General features: G+C 73.2%; 18 protein-coding genes. 12 read left to right on the top strand and 6 right to left on the bottom strand.

Annotation, left to right across the window (positions count from 1 at the left end):
• Window positions 1-295: 295 nt before the first annotated feature.
• The 4 genes from ACN9M0_RS12885 to ACN9M0_RS12870 form a co-directional block, all read right to left on the bottom strand.
• The gene (locus ACN9M0_RS12885; RefSeq protein ID WP_366036697.1) at window positions 296-1,870 is read right to left on the bottom strand and encodes a DNA cytosine methyltransferase; all 1,575 of its coding nucleotides are present in this window, start codon (window positions 1,868-1,870) and stop codon (window positions 296-298) included.
• A gap of 371 nt (window positions 1,871-2,241) precedes the next feature.
• On the bottom strand, window positions 2,242-2,574 hold the full coding sequence (locus ACN9M0_RS12880) for a DNA cytosine methyltransferase (RefSeq protein ID WP_366036698.1): 333 nt from the start codon (window positions 2,572-2,574) through the stop codon (window positions 2,242-2,244).
• Window positions 2,567-2,998: a very short patch repair endonuclease gene (locus tag ACN9M0_RS12875; protein WP_366036791.1), complete on the bottom strand. Its 432-nt coding sequence runs from the start codon at window positions 2,996-2,998 to the stop codon at window positions 2,567-2,569. The genes ACN9M0_RS12880 and ACN9M0_RS12875 overlap by 8 nt, the downstream gene beginning before the upstream one ends.
• 70 nt (window positions 2,999-3,068) lie before the next feature.
• Entirely contained in the window at window positions 3,069-4,064 is a 996-nt protein-coding gene (locus ACN9M0_RS12870; RefSeq protein WP_426403623.1) for an SEC-C metal-binding domain-containing protein, read from the bottom strand.
• Between the two features lie 63 nt (window positions 4,065-4,127).
• Here ACN9M0_RS12870 and ACN9M0_RS12865 point away from each other — a divergent pair, with 63 nt between their 5' ends.
• Complete coding sequence (locus ACN9M0_RS12865) at window positions 4,128-4,919, top strand: class E sortase (protein WP_426403622.1); 792 nt, start codon at window positions 4,128-4,130, stop codon at window positions 4,917-4,919.
• Window positions 4,920-4,924: 5 nt separating this feature from the next.
• Here the strand turns inward: ACN9M0_RS12865 and ACN9M0_RS12860 are convergent, their stop codons facing one another.
• Entirely contained in the window at window positions 4,925-6,316 is a 1,392-nt protein-coding gene (locus tag ACN9M0_RS12860) for an MFS transporter (protein ID WP_426403621.1), read from the bottom strand.
• A 90-nt stretch (window positions 6,317-6,406) separates the two neighbouring features.
• Here ACN9M0_RS12860 and ACN9M0_RS12855 point away from each other — a divergent pair, with 90 nt between their 5' ends.
• From ACN9M0_RS12855 to ACN9M0_RS12835, 5 genes are all read left to right on the top strand, one after another.
• Complete coding sequence (locus ACN9M0_RS12855; RefSeq protein WP_366036702.1) at window positions 6,407-6,937, top strand: winged helix-turn-helix transcriptional regulator; 531 nt, start codon at window positions 6,407-6,409, stop codon at window positions 6,935-6,937.
• 106 nt (window positions 6,938-7,043) lie between these two features.
• Window positions 7,044-7,340 carry a DUF6412 domain-containing protein gene (locus tag ACN9M0_RS12850; RefSeq protein ID WP_426403620.1) on the top strand — a complete coding sequence of 99 codons (297 nt, stop codon included), beginning with the start codon at window positions 7,044-7,046 and terminating at the stop codon, window positions 7,338-7,340.
• A gap of 96 nt (window positions 7,341-7,436) precedes the next feature.
• Window positions 7,437-8,159 (top strand): YidC/Oxa1 family membrane protein insertase, encoded by a 723-nt coding sequence (locus ACN9M0_RS12845; protein WP_366036704.1) that lies wholly within the window; start codon window positions 7,437-7,439, stop codon window positions 8,157-8,159.
• Window positions 8,160-8,294: 135 nt separating this feature from the next.
• Complete coding sequence (locus ACN9M0_RS12840) at window positions 8,295-9,152, top strand: fumarylacetoacetate hydrolase family protein (RefSeq protein WP_426403619.1); 858 nt, start codon at window positions 8,295-8,297, stop codon at window positions 9,150-9,152.
• Between the two features lie 210 nt (window positions 9,153-9,362).
• On the top strand, window positions 9,363-10,982 hold the full coding sequence (locus tag ACN9M0_RS12835) for a choice-of-anchor A family protein (protein ID WP_426403618.1): 1,620 nt from the start codon (window positions 9,363-9,365) through the stop codon (window positions 10,980-10,982).
• Window positions 10,983-10,999: 17 nt separating this feature from the next.
• Here the strand turns inward: ACN9M0_RS12835 and ACN9M0_RS12830 are convergent, their stop codons facing one another.
• Window positions 11,000-12,088, bottom strand: coding sequence for a Gfo/Idh/MocA family oxidoreductase (locus ACN9M0_RS12830; RefSeq protein ID WP_426403617.1), 1,089 nt, complete (start codon window positions 12,086-12,088; stop codon window positions 11,000-11,002).
• Between the two features lie 95 nt (window positions 12,089-12,183).
• Between ACN9M0_RS12830 and ACN9M0_RS12825 the strand changes: the two genes are divergently transcribed.
• The 6 genes from ACN9M0_RS12825 to ACN9M0_RS12800 all read left to right on the top strand — a co-directional run bounded on the left by ACN9M0_RS12825 (window position 12,184) and on the right by ACN9M0_RS12800 (window position 18,268).
• A complete protein-coding gene (locus tag ACN9M0_RS12825; protein ID WP_426405299.1) occupies window positions 12,184-13,230 on the top strand; it encodes an ROK family transcriptional regulator in 1,047 nt (348 codons plus the stop codon).
• 344 nt (window positions 13,231-13,574) lie between these two features.
• Complete coding sequence (locus ACN9M0_RS12820; protein WP_426403616.1) at window positions 13,575-14,426, top strand: hypothetical protein; 852 nt, start codon at window positions 13,575-13,577, stop codon at window positions 14,424-14,426.
• Between the two features lie 106 nt (window positions 14,427-14,532).
• Window positions 14,533-15,291: a GntR family transcriptional regulator gene (locus ACN9M0_RS12815; protein ID WP_399699164.1), complete on the top strand. Its 759-nt coding sequence runs from the start codon at window positions 14,533-14,535 to the stop codon at window positions 15,289-15,291.
• A 114-nt stretch (window positions 15,292-15,405) separates the two neighbouring features.
• Window positions 15,406-16,527 carry a TIGR03364 family FAD-dependent oxidoreductase gene (locus tag ACN9M0_RS12810; RefSeq protein WP_366036711.1) on the top strand — a complete coding sequence of 374 codons (1,122 nt, stop codon included), beginning with the start codon at window positions 15,406-15,408 and terminating at the stop codon, window positions 16,525-16,527.
• The gene (locus ACN9M0_RS12805; RefSeq protein WP_366036712.1) at window positions 16,524-17,219 is read left to right on the top strand and encodes a phosphonatase-like hydrolase; all 696 of its coding nucleotides are present in this window, start codon (window positions 16,524-16,526) and stop codon (window positions 17,217-17,219) included. Before ACN9M0_RS12810 ends, ACN9M0_RS12805 begins: the two co-directional genes overlap by 4 nt.
• On the top strand, window positions 17,216-18,268 hold the full coding sequence (locus ACN9M0_RS12800) for an ABC transporter ATP-binding protein (RefSeq protein ID WP_426403615.1): 1,053 nt from the start codon (window positions 17,216-17,218) through the stop codon (window positions 18,266-18,268). Before ACN9M0_RS12805 ends, ACN9M0_RS12800 begins: the two co-directional genes overlap by 4 nt.
• The last annotated feature ends 45 nt before the right edge of the window (window positions 18,269-18,313 follow it).

Raw genomic sequence — 18,313 nt, 5'->3', positions numbered from 1 at the left:
GACGCCTTCAATGCACGCCAGATGCACGTATATGCCCTGATCGTCCTGCCGGAGAGGGCCTCACGGCCGCTGCAGGGGCTCCAGGTCCAGCGTCGCGGCAGGGACACGGGCGGGGCAGGACCGAAGGGATGAAACTGCCAATCTGCCGCGGGATCTTCTTGCCTCGCCACTCGTAGGTCTGCAGCGTGCCCGCCTCTGGATACGTGACCGATTCTCGGTGCCGTGCAGCCCGACCGCACGGTTGCGGTCGATCTTCCTGTGACGTTGGCGGACTTCGCTGGGCTGAGCGGGAGGGTCACCTGCCGGTGAGCCGGTGCCCCTTCAGGCCGCGATGCCTAAGGGGCTCCACCGTTCGTTCAGGCTTCCAGGCCGCCAACTTCTCGACGCCCTGCTCCAACCTGGCGTCGACCTCGTCCTTGTCCAGCTCGGGCTCCAGCACGTGCAGCAGCACGTGCATGGCGAGCCTGGGGGGCACGGCGTTACCGATCTGCTGCGAGACGTCGTTGCCGTCCCAGGGGTATGCGGCCGGAAACGTCTGCAGCACTCCTGCCTCGGCGCCGTTGAAGCGGGCGAGACCGTTGTCGAGGTCCGTGTCGGTGCCCTTATGGACCACGCGGTTTCGCGACACCTTTCCCGTGACCGTGGCGGAAGGGGCGTCGTGGTCCCGCCGGCCACGAGCTTCCGGCACGCCGCCGGTCCCGTAGTTGGAGACGACGGTGAACGGGGGGCGGCTGCGCACCTTGCGGTCCGAGAACGGCTGGGCGTTCTTCAGCGCAGTCTCCATGGAGACCCACTCCTTGAGCTTCCTTCGGGGGTGGCCGTTCTTGCTCTCGGCGTGTTCCAAAGGAAGTGTGTCGGCGTGGTTCGCCTTCCTTCGTCCGGAGGGGGAAGCCCCCCGCTGGTACAGCTCGTGGGTCTCCTCCACGTGTGGAAGAGCATCACGGCTGGACCCGTCGAGCCGGGCCATCAGCACTGCGCGCCGTCGGGTTTGAGGAACGCCGAAGGCCTCGGTGTGGAGGTACTGCGTCGCGGTCCGGTATCCGAGGGCGTCAAGCACCGCGGCATACTCCTCCCACACCCGCATCACCGCTGGCACCTGTTCCAGGACGACGGCCTCGTAAGCCGTCGAGCCGGGCCGCCTATCCCGCTCGATGATCCACCACAGGGGCTGCAGAACAAGTCCCGTCCGCTCGTCGCCCAGCTCCTCCAGCCTGAGCTTCAGCTTTTCGAGCACGCCGTTCAGATCGCCGAACTCCTTGAGCAGACCATTGAGCGCGGCATCCGGGAATGCGAGGGTCCGCATTGACTTGAGCTCCTTCAGGAGCTTCTTCGCCTCCTCGGCTGTGTTTCCCAGCTCCTCGAGCCGCTTTCGCATGGCCTTGCGCTTCTCGGTCCTGGACTGCTCCACCGCGCGCTTCTCGACCTTGAGCGCCCGGGCCTCGACCTCCTTGCGCCTGAGCTCCTCGTGGATCTGTCGCCAGGTGCGGAAGACCTGTGTCCAGGCCGACAGTGGGTCGGGGTGATCAGCGGTGTTGCGCACCGCCGTGTGCAGGCGATCGATGTATCCGAGCACGTCGTCCAGAGCCCTGCGGCCCGCGCCGTGCCCGGCGACGGTGAAAGTCTGGCAGGGCGGCCCACCGGTCAGTACCTGGGCGTGCGGGAAAAAGGCGGCCCGGTACTGACGGACGTCCCCTTGGAAGGTGTCCATCCCTGCTTTGGCGCGGGTCGCACATGCTCCGGCGTCCCACTCGATGCCAGTCACCTCGTGTCCAAGGACATGCGCTGCCACATCGAGCCCACCCGGGCCTGCGAAGAGGTCAAGAATGCGGATCTTCGCTGGTGAGGAGCGTTCCATCTCGATGTGGCTCATGGGCCTGAAGTCTAGCCGGCGGACCGAGCGCAGTTCGCCTCGGCTACGGCCTGTGGACAGAGTGCAGAGCGGTCGCGACGGCCGCTCCGAGTTCCCTGCCACCAGAAAGTGAGTGGCGTGACCGATCTGCCGGTACCGGGCCGTCTTACGCCCTGTGGCTCGCCACTCCGGGGAGGGACTGCAGAAGGGCCGCCGGGACCACCGTGATCTTCACCATCTGCGTGGGGGCGTCCGAGCGCGGCCTCGCGTACTCCGAGACCTCGTCTGCCGACGCGCCCGCATTCCTTTCATGTGCGCCCGGGCCCGCTCCGTACCGATGGGCCGAGGTCCGCACCGCTGCGGTTCTCCGAGCCTCCGACAGCCTGTCGGAGTCACGGCCGACGCCTGAACCGCCCAGGCCTCGGCATCACGCCAACCGCTGGGCCCCATGGATGGGAGCAGGACCGGACCGACCCGGTCCGTCTGATCAAGCGAGGCGAAGGTGTCGAACCACTGCTCCTGGAGCGCGCCACGAGAATGTCCTGAAGGAATGCCACCAGGTCCTCACGGACCACGTTCCACTGCGGCCTGTTGGCCAGCAGGGTCTCGCACGCCTGAGGCTTGTCGTCGAGGAGAAGCACCGGTGAGAAGCCCGCGCTCTCCAGCCCCGACGCCAACCCACCGGCGCCGGAACACACGTCGACGAAGCGAAGCCGATCACTCATCCGTCGCCTGCCCGTTCCCTCGGAGGCCTTGCTTCGTGGCGGTGCGCTTCAGACGCTCCCGGCCCACTGTCGCACGTACGCTTGCGGCGACCTCGTCCGCCGGCATGTGCTCCCAGAAGCGCAGGACCACCCATCCCTGGGCCTCCAGGTGCGCGGTCGTCTCCTTGTCGCGCGCCATGTTGCGGTCGAGCTTCTGCCGCCACCACTCCGCGTTCGTTTTCGGCTGCGTGGCGTGCTCGGGGCAGCCGTGCCAGAAGCAGCCGTCGATCAGCACGGCCACCTTGACCGAGGTGAAGGCGATGTCGATCCGTCGTCGGGCCATGCCGGGCACCGGATACTCGACGCGGTAGCGCAGACCGGCCGCGTGGAGCAGGCGGCGGACCGAGAGCTCGGCGGCGGTGTCTTTGCTGGCCTGCCTGCTCATGCGGGCCGAGACGGCGGGTGATGACGGAACGGCTTCGGACACACCTGCATTCTGCCGGACCGGCCGGGCGTCACTCCGCCCCGTGGCACTCCCCGTACACCCGTCCCGAGCCGCACCAGCACTCCGCCCCCCGGGCCGGTGGCCACGCCGTGGCGCGTGCGCGGGCCGCCAACGTCGTTGCGTACTGGGGGAGCAGGTCCGCGTTCGACGGGGGGGTGGATTCTGAGGCTGCGAAGGCTTCGTACGAGGGGACCGTCGCTCGGACGATGCCCAGGTTCGGGGTGCCCGCCTGGGAGAGTTCGCGGAGGGACGCTTCGATGTCCGTCAGGTGGGCCGTGTACGTGGGGTACTCCGCCTCCAGTTCCGGGTACGCCGCCAGGAGCTCGTCCAGTTCCCGTTCCGGCCAGTGCAGGACCGCCACCGGGAACGGGCGGGACAGGGCCGTGCGGTACGTGCCCAGTTCCGAGCGGAGGCGGGTGATCTCCGCCTGGAGCTCCGCCGGGTCCGAGGAGCCGAGCGACCACAGGCGCTTCGGGTCGTGCAGTTCGTCCAGCGGGACCGCCCCGGTGTGCAGCCGGTCCGCCCGGTCGTCCCAGGCGTCGTGCTCCAGTGCCAGCATCCGGCGGATTCGGTGGCGGGTCGTGATCAGGGACTGGGTGGAGTGGGGGAGTTCCGTAGTCGTGGCCAGGAGCGCCGCCGCCTCCGTCAGGGTCGACTCCGCCGCCTCCAGCTCGTCGTGCGCCTCCAGCGTCTCCGCCGTGATCTCCCACGCCGCCGCGTCCGACGGCCTCGCCCGCCGTACGCCGTCGATGATCGCCCGTGCCTCGGCCTCGTGGCCGTACTCCCACAGGTTCGCCGCCTTCAGCGCCCTGATCAGGTGCGGGTTCGCCGGCTCCCCGGCGAGGAGCGTGTCGTAGAGGGTCGTCGCGCCCGGGCGGTCGCCCGCGAGTTCCCGGTGGGCCGCGGCCTGGAGGTACAGGGGTTCCCGGTCTCCCGGGTACTGCGCGGCCGTGCGCAGCAGACGCTCGGCTTCGGTGGTGTGGGCGGCAGGCGTGTCGGGGCGCATGCCCTCCACCGTACTGCTGTACGGGCCTGGAGAGTTGGCGCCTCAGCGCTTATCGTGCCCCGCGTGCGGGCCAGGGTGGGACAGCGGGTGCCGGTCGTCGTCCAGACACGAGGACGACGTCGTACGAGCGCACGCGCGCTGTGGCTGAGCGCCGAGACCGCCGTCACCTGCGGGGTTCTCGTCCTGCTCCTCGTCGTCCACCAGCTCTGGTGGACCAATCGGGAGGCCCGCGCCGAGGCCCTCGACCAGGTGCGCGTCCTGGAGCGGGAGTGGGACATCTCTCCCGCCCCTGGGTCTGTTCCCGAGCCCGATCCTGAGCCTGTTGCCGAGGCGGGTGCGGATGCCGATGCGGTGGGCGGCTCCTCGTCCTCTGCCGCGCCCCGTCCGCGTGCCTCCGCGCCTTCCGCTCCCTCCGCCGCCTTCGCCGTCCTCCGTGTCCCCCGGCTCGGGCTCACCGTCCCCGTCGCCGAAGGCGTCTCCAAGCGGTCCGTCCTCGACAAGGGGTACGTCGGGCACTATCCCGGCACCGGCGGGCCGGGGAGCGTGGGGAACTTCGCGCTCGCCGGGCACCGGAACACCCACGGCGAGCCCTTCCGGTACATCAACCGGCTTGAGGGAGGGGATCAGGTTCTCGTGCGTACGCGTGCGCGTACCTACGTCTATCGCGTCGATCTCGTCCTGCGGGCGACCTCTCCCCGTGACGTCGGGGTCATCCGGGCCGTGCCCCGGTCTCTCGTCAAGCCCTCCTACGGTTATGCCGAGCCGGGGGCCTATCTCACGCTCACCACCTGCACCCCCGAGTTCAGCAGCACCTTCCGGCTCGTCGTCTGGGCCAAGCTCGTCTCGACGCGGTGACGCCGCTATCGCCTTCGGCCGAGTGCGAGGGTGAGCGCCGCGCCCGTGAGCGCCAGTCCCGCCGAGACCAGGAGCGCCGTGTCCGGGCCCTCCGTCACCAGGGCCAGTGTCAGGGCCACCCCGGCCGAGGAGCCGATGTAGCGGGCGGTGTTGTTGGCGCCCGAGCCCATCGCCGCCCGCTCCGGCGGCACGGAGTCGACCGCGAGCCGGGGCAGCGCCGCGTTCAGGAGGCCGCTGCCCACGCCCGCCACCAGGAGGCCCGGGAGGAGGCGCGGCCAGGGGCCTTCGAGGCCGCCGAGCAGGGCGAGGACCCCCGCCGCCGACAGGGCGAAGCCCACGGCCAGTTGGTACGCGGCGGAGAGCCGGCCCGCGAGGCGGCGGGCCTGGAGCGCCGCCACGAACGCCGTGCCCGACCAGAGGAGGAAGAGCCAGGCCGTCGTCAGCGGTGACATCCCGGCCCTGCCCTGGAGCAGCGCGGGCACCACGCTGAACAGGCCGATCACCGCCAGGCCCGTGAACAGCGCCCCCAGCGTCGACGCCAGGAACGCGGGCCTCCGCAGCAGCGCCAGGTCGACCATGGGCGTACGGCTCCGGTGCTCGACCAGCACGAAGAGCGCCGTCAGCGCGGCGGATGCGAGCAGCAGGAGGCCCACCGGGGCCCGCAGCCAGCCGTCCCGGCCGAGGGTGAGCGCGGTGAGCAGCGACGCCAGGGCGAGGCCGAGAGTGACGGCTCCGGCGATGTCGGGGCGAGCCGCGCCCGTTCCGTGAGGAGTGTCGTGCGCCGGCGTTCCCCGCGGGCTGTCGTGTGCCAGCGTCCGCGCCCCCGCTGCCGCCGTCGCCAGCGCCGCCGCCCCCAGCGTCCCGTACGCCAGGCGCCAGTCGGCCAGGCTGAGCGCGCCCGCGAGGAGGGGGCCGAGGGCGATGCCGCCGCTGACGGACGCGCCCCAGATCCCGGTGGCCCTGATCCGGTCCCGGCCCGCCGGGTACGCGTGGGCGAGGAGGCCCAGGCTGCCCGCCAGGACGGCCGCGCTCGCCGCGCCCTGGGCGATCCGGGCCGCGGTGAAGGTGAGCGTCGAGCCGGCGAACGCCCCGAGTGCTGTGGTGAGGCCGAGAGTGAGAGTGCCCAGGAGGAAGATCCGGCGCCGCCCGTGCGCATCCGCGAGGCTGCCGGCCACCAGGAGGAGGACGGCCAGGCCGAGCGGGGTGCCGTTGAGCAGCCAGGCCTGTGCCGAGGCCGGGGTCCCGAAGGCGGCGGCCATGTCGGGGAGGGTGAGCATCGGGGCCGTGTAGTTCATCAGCGCGACGGCGGTGGCGGCGGCCGTGACGGCGAGGGTCGCCCGGGGGCGGCCGGCGCGGGTGGGGGACCCGGGTCGGGCCGTTGTGGCGAGCTGGGGCATGGCAGGGACCTCCACCCGTCAGTTCGGTGAATGAACTCACGGTACCAGGTCAGTTCGTTGAATGAACCTGTAATCGGTACGATGGGTTCCATGGCTCTCGGCAAGGACTACGCCCAGCAGCAGTGCTCCATCGCCCGCGCCCTGGAGGTCGTCGGCGAGCGCTGGACCCTGCTCGTCGTCCGCGACGCCTTCTACGGCGTCCGCCGCTACAACGACTTCCTCCTTCACCTCGGCGTCCCCCGCGCCGTGCTCGCCGCCCGCCTCCAGGCCCTCGTCGAGGCCGGCGTCCTCGACCGGCGGCGCTACCAGGAGTCGCCCCCGCGCGACGAGTACGTGCTCACCGAACGCGGTCTCGCCCTCTGGCCCGTCCTGCGCTCGCTCGGCGCCTGGGGCCGGGCCGAGGTCCCCGGCGCCGTCCCGCTGCGCCACTTCCACCACGCCGACTGCGGCACCGAACTCGGCCCGTACGGCGAGTGCCCCTCCTGTCGCCTGCCCGTGCCGCTCGCCGACGTCGAGATGCGGCCCGGCGCCGGGCTCGACCCGGACCCGGCCGATCCCGTCAGCCGCGCCCTCCTCCGGCCCCGCCGCCTCCTGACCCCCCTGGAGCACGCCGGCTCCTGAGCGACGTGGAGAAGTTCCGGAGCGCGTACGGGAACTCCCGGGCCTCCCCGTGCGTCCTCACCGTGAGACAGCCGGAAGGCTGAAGAGGCCGAGAGGAGGTGGCGGGATGACGATCAGGGCCCTGGTCCTGCGCATGGTCGCGCCGATGTTCTTCCTGCTCGCCCTCGCCGACCTGCTCCTCTCCGACGGTGCGAGCCTCTCCGCCGCCGTCGCCCTCGCCGCGACCGGCGTCGTCTGCGCCCTCTTCGGAGCCCGTACGGCCCCCGCCGTGCCGCCCACCGCCGTCCGCACCGCCATCCGCGACCGCGAGCGGCGCACCGCCTTCCTGCCCCAGCGGGACCCCGACGCCGCCGGGCGCCGCAGACCCCGTGCTCCCGGCCGTCCCCTCCCGACGGCCGCGTAGGGAGCCCGTACACCCAGCACGTGCAAGCACCTCTCGCGGATCCGTCATGCCGAATCTCCATGCTCCCGGCACGACGAGACCCCACGGAGGGCTCCCTTGAACGTCTTCGCATCCCTGGTCGAGCGGCTCGCCGACCTGCTCCAGCCGCTCTTCGCCACCACCGCCACGGCCGCCGCGATCGTCCTCTTCACCCTGCTCGTGCGCCTCGCGGTCCACCCGCTCTCCCGGGCCGCCGCCCGAGGCCAGAAGGACCGCACCCGGCTCGCCCCGCAGCTCGCCGAGCTCCGCAAGAAGCACGCCAAGAACCCCGAGCGCCTGCAGAAGGCGATCACGGAGCTGCACGCCCAGGAGAAGGTCTCGCCGTTCGCCGGCTGCCTGCCGAGCCTGCTCCAGGCGCCCGCGTTCTTCCTGATGTACCACCTCTTCTCCAGCGGGCGGATGGCCGGGCACAGCCTCTTCGGCGCCCCGCTCGGCGACCACTACGCCGACGCCCTCGCCGACGGTGGCGTCCTCGGCCCGGCCGGCCTGGTCTACCTCGCGCTCTTCGCGATCGTGGCCGCCGTCGCCACGTACAACTACCTGCGGGCCAAGCGCCAGCAGGCCGCCGCCCCGGCCGCCGACCCCGGCCAGCCGGGCGCCGCGCTCGCCGCGGGCATGGCCCGCTACCTCCCGCTGCTCTCCTTCGCGACCCTGATCTCCGTCGCGGTGGTGCCGCTGGCCGCCGCGCTCTACATCGTCACCAGCACCACGTGGACCGCCGTCGAGCGGGCCTTCCTCTACCGGGACATGCCGGCGGCGGCCCTGGTTACTCCCGCGTAAGGGTCCAGTGTGTGAACGGGGTCTTGCAGAGTGACCCTTTCTCTTGGAGGATCGACCAATCCTCCGATGGCCGCACTCCATCGGCCGGGGCACCTCAGGGCCCTCGCGGGCCCACCCGACCACAGGGAGAAGACCATGAAGCTGCTGCGTGTCGGCCCGCCGGGAGCCGAGCGTCCCGCCCTGCTCGACCAGGACGGAACGCTCCGCGACCTGTCCGCCCTCGTCGACGACATCGACGGCAGCGTGCTCGCCGACGCCTCCGCCCTCGACCGCATCCGGGCCGCGGCCGGTGCCGGCGTGCTGCCCGCGCTCGACGCCACCGGCCTGCGCGTCGGCCCGCCGGTCGCCCGCATCGGCAAGGTCGTGTGCATCGGGCTGAACTACCACGGGCACGCCGCCGAGACCGGCCAGGCCACCCCCGCCGAGCCCGTCGTCTTCCTCAAGGCCGCCGACACCGTCGTCGGCCCGGACGACACCGTGCTCGTACCGCGCGGTTCGGTGAAGACCGACTGGGAGGTGGAGCTCGCGATCGTCATCGGCCGCACCGCCCGCTACCTGGAGACCGACGAGGAGGCCCTCGCGCACGTCGCCGGGTACGCGGTCGCGCACGACGTCTCGGAGCGCGAGTTCCAGATCGAGCGCGGCGGCACCTGGGACAAGGGCAAGAACTGCGAGACCTTCAACCCGCTCGGCCCCTGGCTCGTCACCGCCGACGAGGTGCCCGACCCGCAGGCCCTCGGCCTGAAACTGTGGGTCAACGGCGAGCTCAAGCAGGACGGCCACACCTCGGACCAGATCTTCCCGGTCGCGGAGGTCGTCCGGTACGTCAGCCGCTTCATGACCCTGTACCCGGGCGACATCATCAACACCGGCACGCCCGCGGGCGTCGCCATGGGGCAGCCGGAGCCCAAGCCGTACCTGCGCCCCGGTGACGTCGTCGAGCTGGAGGTCGAGGGCCTCGGCCGGCAGCGGCAGGAGCTCAAGGGCGCCTGACCTCGCGGTTGCTGCCTGACCTCACGGGCACGGCCTGACCTCACGGGTACGGCCCGACCTCACGGGCACGGCCTGGCCTCACAGCCGTCGCCTGGCCTCTCACGTGCGTTGCCTGGCCTCATGGGCACTGCCTGACCGCACGGGTACGAAAGCGGCGGCGCTCCGCGTGGAGCGTCGCCATTTTCATGTCGTTTTTGCATATTGCCCGATATGGAACACATTTCGTGCGGGCGTCGACGCGACCGGCGCCGCCTCGCCCTCATCGCCGCGTCCACGGTCGGGGCCACCGCCCTCGTCGGCGCGCTCGCCGTCACCGGCCACGCCGATCCGCTGCCCGGTGGCCTCGGCCCCTGCAAGCCGGGCAAGTGCCCCACGGCGTACCCCGTGGACAACGGCAGCGGTCCCGTCGTCCACCGCGACAACAACATCAACGTCTTCGTCGGCGGCGACTTCCTCGTCCGCGAGGCCGCGGCCGAGGCCGAGGGCAAGGTCGTCGTCCTCGGCGGCTTCGACCAGAACAAGAAGGCGGGCGTCTCCGCCGTCTACAACGTCGGGGTGGCCGGCGTCGGCTCGCGCGTCCCGCCCGACGACGGCACCGACTTCCTCACCGTCGGCAAGAGCCTGAAGGTCGCCGCCCAGCAGCGCCTGCTCGCCGAGGAGGGCGCGATCCACGGCGTCGTGCGGTACGGGACCACCCTCTCCGGCACGGTGAGCCCTGCCCCGGTCCACGACGCCACGGGCGCCCACCCGTACAGGCCGCTCCGGGACCAGCTCACCGACGCGAGCCACTGCTACGCCTACGTGAACGGCGCCTCCCGCACCCCCACCGGCACCGCCGTCAACAACAACACCGAGACCCTCTTCACGGGTGACGGCACATCGGCGCTCCAGGTCTTCACCGTCGACTTCGACCTGGAGTCGACGAGCGGCGGCCGCCAGGGCATCCGCTTCGAGAAGATCCCGGCCGGCGCGACGGTCCTCGTGAACGTCCTCGGCGCCGACCGCACCGTCGACTCGTACATCAACCAGCTCCCGGACGGCCTGCGCGAGCGGGTCCTGTGGAACTTCCCCGACGCCACGAAGGTCGCGTTCGAGGGCACGGCCCAGTTCGCGGGCAGCGTGCTCATCGGCAACCAGGCCAGTACGACGACGGTGACGATGCCGGGCATGAACGGCCGCTTCTTCACCACCGGCAACCTGACCCACACCTCGGAGGCCAACGGGGGCGGCGGCCAGGAGATCCACGCCTACCCGTTCAACGGCGACCTGCCGTCCTGCACGGACCCGACACCGACGCCGACCCCGACGCCTACGGAGCCCACGCCGACGCCGACGGATCCGACCCCGACGCCTACGGATCCGACCCCGACGCCGACGGACCCGACTCCTACGCCCACGGACCCGACACCGACCCCGACCGATCCGACGCCCACGCCGACGGATCCGACCCCCACCCCGACCGACCCCACACCGACCCCGACGGATCCGACTCCCACGCCGACCGATCCGACGCCGACCCCGACCGACCCCACCCCCACACCGACCGACCCGACCCCGACGCCCACCGACCCCACGACCGGCGGTTCGACGGACGGCGGCTGGACGACCGGTGGTTCGGCCAACGGCGGCTGGACCAGCGGCGGATCGACCACCGGCGGCGGTGGCCCCGGCGGCTACGGCGATTCCGGCGGCAACCACGGTCCCCACGGCGAGCTCCCCGAGACCGGTGCCGGCACCGGGAAGATCGTCATGGGTGCCAGCGCGGTCGCCCTCGCCCTCGGTGGCGGCGCCCTCGTGGTCGTCGGCAGGCGCCGGCGGCGTACGAGCTGAGCAGCTGTCAGGGAGCGTCAGAGCGTGACCACGCGGCCCTCGCGGGCCGACCGCCGGGCCGCCTCCAGGACGTCGAGGGCGGCGGCCGCCTCGTGCGCGGTGACCGGGTTCTCGCCGGTGCCGCGCACCGCGGCGGCGACGGCCGCGTAGTACGCCGGGTAGTCGCCGGGGAGTGACTCCACCGGGGTCCCGCCGCCGGTCAGCGGCGACTCCCCGGCGCCGATCCGGCCCCACAGCTCCTCGGGCTCGGCGCCCCAGACGGCGCCGGGCCCGGGCCGCAGCCCCTCGCGCAGGGCCGCCTCCTGGGGGTCGAGGCCGTACTTCACGAATCCGCAGCTCTGGCCGAGCACCCGGAACCGGGGGCCGAGCTGGGCGGTCGTGGCGCTCACGTACAGGTGGGAGCGGACCCCGTTCGCGTGGGTGAGCGCGAGGAAGGTGTCGTCGTCGGCCTCGGCGCCCGGCCGGCGCACGTCCGACTCGGCGTACACCGAGACCACCGGGCCGAAGAGCACGAGGGCCTGGTCGACGACGTGGCTGCCCAGGTCGTACAGGAGCCCGCCGATCTCCTCGGGCGCGCCGGACTCGCGCCAGCCGCCCTTCAGCAGCGGGCGCCACCGCTCGAAGCGGGACTCGAAGCGCTGGACCTCGCCGAGCGTGCCCTCGTCGAGGAGCCGCCGGAGAGTGAGGAAGTCGTTGTCCCAGCGGCGGTTCTGGAAGACCGAGAGCAGCAGTCCGCGCTCCTCGGCGAGGGAGGCGAGCGCACGGGCTTCGGCGGCGGTCCCGGCGAGCGGCTTGTCGACGACGACGGGGAGGCCGGCCTCCAGGGCGGCCGTGGCGACGCCGACGTGCGTCTTGTTGGGGGAGGCGACGACGATCAGGTCGAGCTCGTCCGCGCCCCGCTCCCACAGCTCCTCGGGGCGGGCGGCGACCCGGACGCCCGGGTGCGCGGCGCGGGCCTCGGCGGCCCGCTCGGGGTTGCCGGTGGTGACGGCGGCGAGGACGAGGTCCTCGGAGGCGGCGATCAGCGGGGCGTGGAAGACGGAGCCCGCGAGGCCGTAGCCGACGAGTCCGACGCGGAGCGGGGTGCGGGGGTCGGTGCCAGTCATGCCGCCCACTTAAGCAACGCGGTTGCCAAAGTGCAAGCGGCGGCGACAATGGGGGAGTGGGGGACAGACCTGAAGCGAGGAAAGACCTGGTGGGAGTGGACGTGCCGGTACTGCGCGGCGCCAACGCGGCGCTCGTGCTCGACCTGCTGCGCACGGCGGGGGAGACCGGGATCAGCCGCCTGGAGCTGGCCGAGCGGACCGGGCTCACCCCGCAGGCCGTCAGCAAGATCACCGCGCGGCTCCGGGCCGACGGCCTCGCCACCGAGGCCGGCCACCGCGCCTCGACCGGCGGCAAGCCCCGTACGGTCCTGCGCCTGGTGCCCTCCGCCGCGTACGCCGTCGGCGTCCACCTCGACCGCGACGAGCTGACGGTCCTCCTGACCGACCTCGCGGGCACGGTCCTCGCAGCGCGCCGCCGCCCCGTGGACCTGGGCGCGGGGGCGGGGACGGTCCTGGACGCGGTGACGGAGGAGGTACGGGCGCTGCTCGGCGCGGTCCCGTCCGGCGGGACCGTGCTCGGGGCCGGGGTCGCCATGCCCGGGCCGCTCGACCACCGGGCCGGGGTGCCGGGCCGGGTGACGGGCTTCCCCGAGTGGGCCGGGCACCCCGTACGGGACGAGCTGGCGGCGCGCCTCGGGCTGCCCGTCGTCCTCGACAAGGACACCAACGCCGCCGCCCTCGGGCTCGCCCTCCGTCCCGCCGCGCCCGGCTCCTTCGCCTACGTCCACCTGGGTACGGGGCTCGGCGCCGGCCTCGTCCTCGGCGGGGCGCCGCTGCGCGGGGACAGGACCGGGGCGGGCGAGCTGGGCCACCAGACCGTCCAGCTCGACGGGCCGCAGTGCGGCTGCGGCGGGCGCGGCTGTCTGGAGGTCCTGTGCCTGGCGGCGGTCGCCCGCGGCGAACTCGCCGAGGCCGCGCGGATCCTGGGCGCGGGAGCGGCCAACCTCGTCCGGCTCCTCGACATCGACCAGGTCCTCCTGGGCGGCCGGGTGGTCCTCGCCGCGCCGGAGGTGTTCGCGGAGGGGGCGCGGAAGGTCCTGACCGGCCTCGGTCTGACGGCCCCGGTGGGCCTCGCGACCGGACGGGACGCGGTGGCCGAGGGCGCGGCGTGGCTGACCCTGGCGCCGGTCTTCGGGAAGTGACCCGGCCCGGGTCCGAACCCCCCCGGCCCGGGTCCGAACCCCCGGCCCGGGTCCGACCCCCCCGGCCCGGGTCCGAACCCCCCCGGCCCGGGTCCGACCCCCGCCGGCCCGGGTCCGACCCCCCCGGCCCGGGTCCGAACCCCCCGGCCCCCCGGCCCGGCTCCGGCCCCCGGCCCCGGCCCGGCCCGACCCCGTCAGGTCCGATCATCGGAAAGTAGGCCGATCGGGCGGATGCGCCGGCCCTAACGGGGGCACCCCCGGTGTCGCTGCCTCACCCACCCCCTCCCGCGTGGCAGCGTCACCGCCGTCCCCACGCCCGCCAGCGAGCAGCAAAGGCCCGCCCCATGGCACCCGCCCCCCTGCGTCTGTGCGGCGTCCGCGCCGTGACCGTGGCCGCCGCGGCGGCGGCGCCCCTCGTGATCGCCGCCCCGGCCTCCGCCGTCCCCGCCCCCGACCCGCCCGCCCCCACCTGCGGAACCCCCGCCGGCGGAGGCTTCCCGCTGGACACCCGGATCCACGGCGGGCCGGCCGACTATCCGGCGGGCGGCCCGTTCCAGGGCTGGAAGCTCGACCTCACCAACACCACCGACGCCCCCTGTTCGGGCGTCCACCCGGTGCTCGTCCTCACCGACCGCGACCGGGTCCTGCTCCCGGAGCACATCCGGTTCGAGTTCTACGACGCCGGGTCGGCGCGCTGGCGCCCGGTGGCCTTCGAGTCGACCGACGCGGCCGAGAACGTGGGCGCGTTCACCGGCTTCGGCGGCTTCGCGGTGCCCGCGGGCCGGACCCTCACCGTCCCCGTACGCCTGGCCTTCGAGGCGGAGACGACGCCCGACGAGGTCGTCATCAACGCGGCGGTCGTGCAGCGCAGGGGCGAGGACGGCGACTGGGTCGGCGAGTCCGGCGACTACCGCCTGACCGTCGTCCCCGCCGAGCCCGGCACGCCCACCGCACCGGACCCGACCGGAACGCCCGATCCGTCGCGGCCGCCCGGCAAGGAGGCCCGCCCGCCGGCCCCCACCCCGCCGCCCACCCTGAAACCCGAGGACGCCGACGACTCCGTGACGGACCACGAACTGGCCAGTACGGGACGGGAGTCGGAGGCGTACGCGCGGATCATCGCCCCGCTCGCGGTGGGCCTGGCCCTGCTCGGCGCGGTCCTCGTCAGGGCGGCCCGACGCGCCCGCCACCGCTGACCGCACCGCCGCCCGGAGCCCGAGCGCCGGCGCGCCCGACACCCCCGCACCGTCGAGTCATGCTCCGTACACCTTCCCGTTCATCCCCGTCTGCGACCATCCCCGGATGAACTACCAGACCAGCCCCGGCGCCCCCGTCCGCTCCGGCATCCCCGAGCACGGCCGCGTCCCCAAGTACTACGCCGTCAAGGCCAAGATCGCCCTGATGGTCGACGAGTTGGGGGAGGGCGGGCTGCTGCCCACCGAGCGCGACCTCGCCGTCCGGTACGAGGTGTCCCGCGAGACCGTCCGGCAGGCGCTGCGCGAACTCCTCCTGGAGGGGCGGCTGCGCCGCCAGGGCCGGGGCACGGTCGTCGCCGGGCCCAAGCTGGAGCAGCCCCTCTCGCTCGCCAGCTACACGGAGGGCGTGCGCCGGCAGGGCCGTCGCCCCGGCCGCAGCCTGATCTCGCTCGACCGCTTCCCCTGCCCGGAGGCGCTCGCCCCCGAGGTCGGCGCCGAGCGCGGCGAGACCGTCTGGCACATGGAGCGCGTGCTGCTCGCCGACGACGAGCGGGTCGGCCTGGAGAGCACGTACGTCTCCGAGGCCCGCGCCCCGCGTCTGGACGCCGAGTTCGACCCGGACTCCTCCTTCTACGCCTACCTCCACGACCGGCTCGGCATCTCGTTCGGCGACGCCGACGAGCGCATCGAGACCGTCCTCGCGACCCCGCGCGAGGCCCTGCTCATCGGCACGCCTCCGGCGCTGCCGATGCTGCTGCTGCACCGCGTCTCCCGGGACACCTCGGGACGGCCCCTGGAGCGGGTCCGCACGCTCTACCGGGGGGACCGCTTCAGCTTCACCGCCCATCTGGGTCAGCAGGGCTGACGCCTCCGTAGATCACGAGACGGTAACGGGTCTGGTCCAAGCTTGTCGGTCCGTTCACCGTCCCGTCGTCCACCCGCCCCGTCCGGGTCACCCGCCGCCGCGACCGTCGACGGCATGAAGGTGATCGTCGTAGGAGCCGGCGTGGTGGGAACCATGCACGCCTGGCACGCAGTGGAACGCGGCCACGAGGTCGTACACATCGAGCGCGAGGCCGAGGCGCGCGGGGCGTCCCTCCGCAACTTCGGCCAGATCTGGGTGAGCGGACGCGCGGGCGGGGAGGAGCTCGACACCGCCCTGCGCGCCCGCGAGCTGTGGGAGGGCATCGGCGCCCGCGTCCCCGGCCTCGGCTTCCGGGCCATCGGCTCCCTCACCCCCGTGCGCAACGCGCTCGAACTGGCCGTCGCCGAGGCCGCCGTGACCCGCCCCGACGCCGCCGCCCGCGGCTACAAGCTGCTCACCGCCGCCGAGGCCCGCGCGGTCAATCCGGCCCTGCGCGGAGAGTTCGAGGCCGCGCTGTGGTGCGAGCGCGACGCGGCCGTCGAACCGCGCCTCGCCCAGCTCGCCCTCCGCGAGGCCCTCCTCGCCACCGGGAAGTACACCTTCCTGCCGAACCGCGAGGTCCGGGACGTCGTCGGGGAGAACGCCGTCCGCGACGACCGCGGCGAGACCCACACCGGCGACGCCGTCGTCCTGTGCACCGGCGCCTGGCTCTCCGGCCTCGTCCGCGAGGTCGCCGGCGAGATCCCGGTCCGCCGGGTTCGGCTCCAGATGATGCAGACCGAACCCCTCGGCGAGCCGCTCACCACCTCCGTCGCCGACGCCGACTCCTTCCGCTACTACCCGGCGTACGCGTCCCCCGCCCTCGACGCCCTGAACGAGGGTCAGGCGCAGGACCCGACCGCCGCCGCCCACAAGATGCAGCTGCTCATGGTGCAGCGGCTCGACGGCGGACTGACCATCGGCGACACCCACGAGTACGAGCACCCCTTCGCCTTCGACACCCTCGAAGACCCCTACGAGCACCTCACCCGCGTCGTCGAGTCCTTCCTCGGCCGCCCGCTGCCGAAGATCCGGCGCCGCTGGGCCGGGGTGTACGCGCAGTGCGTCGACACCAGCCGGGTCGTGCACCGCCAGCGGGTCCGCGACGGCGTGTGGCTGGTGACCGGACCCGGCGGCCGCGGCATGACCTGCTCGCCCGCCATCGCCGAGACGACCGCGAACGAACTGGGCTGGTGAACACCGTGACCACGCATCCGAAGCAGAACCTCGTCGTCCTGGACATGGCCGGGACCACCGTCGCCGACGGCGGCCTCGTCGAGCAGGCCTTCACGGCCGCCGCCGAACGCCTCGGCGAAGACCCCGCCACGATGATCGACTACGTCCGCGCCACCATGGGCGAGTCCAAGATCTCCGTCTTCCGCCACCTCTTCGGCGGCGACGAGGCCCGCGCCCAGGAGGCCAACCTCGCCTTCGAGGCGGCGTACGGAGAGCTGGTCGCCGGCGGCCTCATCGCCCCCGTCCCCGGCGCGGCCGAGGCGATCGCCCAGCTGAAGGACCAGGGCCGGACGGTCGTCCTCACCACCGGCTTCGCCCGGATCACCCAGGACGCCATCCTCGACGCCCTCGGCTGGCGCGACCTCGTCGAGCTGACCCTCTGCCCGGCGGACGCGGGCGGCCGCGGACGCCCGTACCCGGACATGGTCCTCGCCGCCCTCCTCCGTACCGGCGCCGTGGACGACGTCCGCCGGACGGTGGTCGCCGGCGACACCTCGTACGACATGCTCAGCGGCGTCCGCTCCGGCGCCGGGATCGTCGCGGGCGTCCTGACCGGCGCGCACGACGAGCCCGCCCTCAAGGAGCACGGCGCCACGCACGTCCTCGCCTCGGTCGCGGAACTCCCGTCCCTGATAGGGGCGTACGAGGCATGACCAGCGGCATCCGCTTCGACGGCGTCACCGTCACGTACGGGAACAACACCGTCCTCGACTCCCTCGACCTGACCGTCGAGCCCGGCGAGGTCATGGCCCTCCTCGGGCCGTCCGGCTCCGGCAAGACGACCGCCCTGCGGGCCGTCGCCGGATTCGTCCGGCCGGCCTCCGGGCGGGTGCTCATCGGCGACCGCGACGTCACCGCGCTCCCGCCGTACAAGCGGGGCATCGGCATGGTCGTCCAGCAGTACGCCCTCTTCCCCCACCTGAAGGTGGAGGCCAACGTCGCCTTCGGCCTGAAGGCCCAGAAGGTGCCGAAGGGCGAGATCCCGGGGCGGGTCGCCGAAGCCCTGGAGATGACCGGCATGGCGGCCTACGCCCAGCGCTACCCGCGGGAGCTCTCCGGCGGCCAGCAGCAGCGCGTCGCCATCGCCCGCGCCCTCGCCATCCGCCCGCAGGTCCTCCTCCTCGACGAACCCCTCTCGGCGCTCGACGCCCAGCTGCGCTCCGGGATGCTGGCCGAACTGGCCCGGCTCCACCGCGAACTCCCGGACGTGTCGATCCTGTACGTCACCCACGACCAGGTGGAGGCGCTCACCCTCGCCGACCGGATCGCCGTCATGGACAAGGCCCGCCTCCAGGACTGCGGCACCCCGCAGGACCTGTACCGCCGCCCCCGTACGGAGTTCACGGCCTCGTTCGTCGGCAACGCGAACCTGCTGCCGGTGCGGGTCGGTGCCGACGGGGTCGACTTCGCGGGCACCGACCTGAAGGTCCCCGTCGCGGACGCGGCCCCCGGCGCCACCGCCACCCTCTGCGTCCGCCCACACCTCGTCGGCCTCGGCCCGGGGCCGAACGCCCTGAGCGGCCGGATCGCCGAGGTCCAGTGGCGGGGGTCCACGCACCGGCTGTACGTGGAAGTCGGCGGACATCGCGTCAAGGCGGACGTCCGGGAGCTGCGGGAGACGCCGGCCCTCGGGACCGAGGTCACGCTGCACTTCGTGCCCGAAGACGCGGTGTTGCTGGCCGCGGGGGTGACCGATGGCTAGTCCCGGCACAGGTTTCATGGAACGGCAGGCCGCACCGGGGGTTGT

This window comes from Streptomyces sp. R-07 (genome assembly GCF_049913175.1).
Taxonomy (GTDB): Bacteria; Actinomycetota; Actinomycetes; order Streptomycetales; family Streptomycetaceae; genus Streptomyces.
This window is presented reverse-complemented; position numbering and strand designations above follow the sequence as displayed.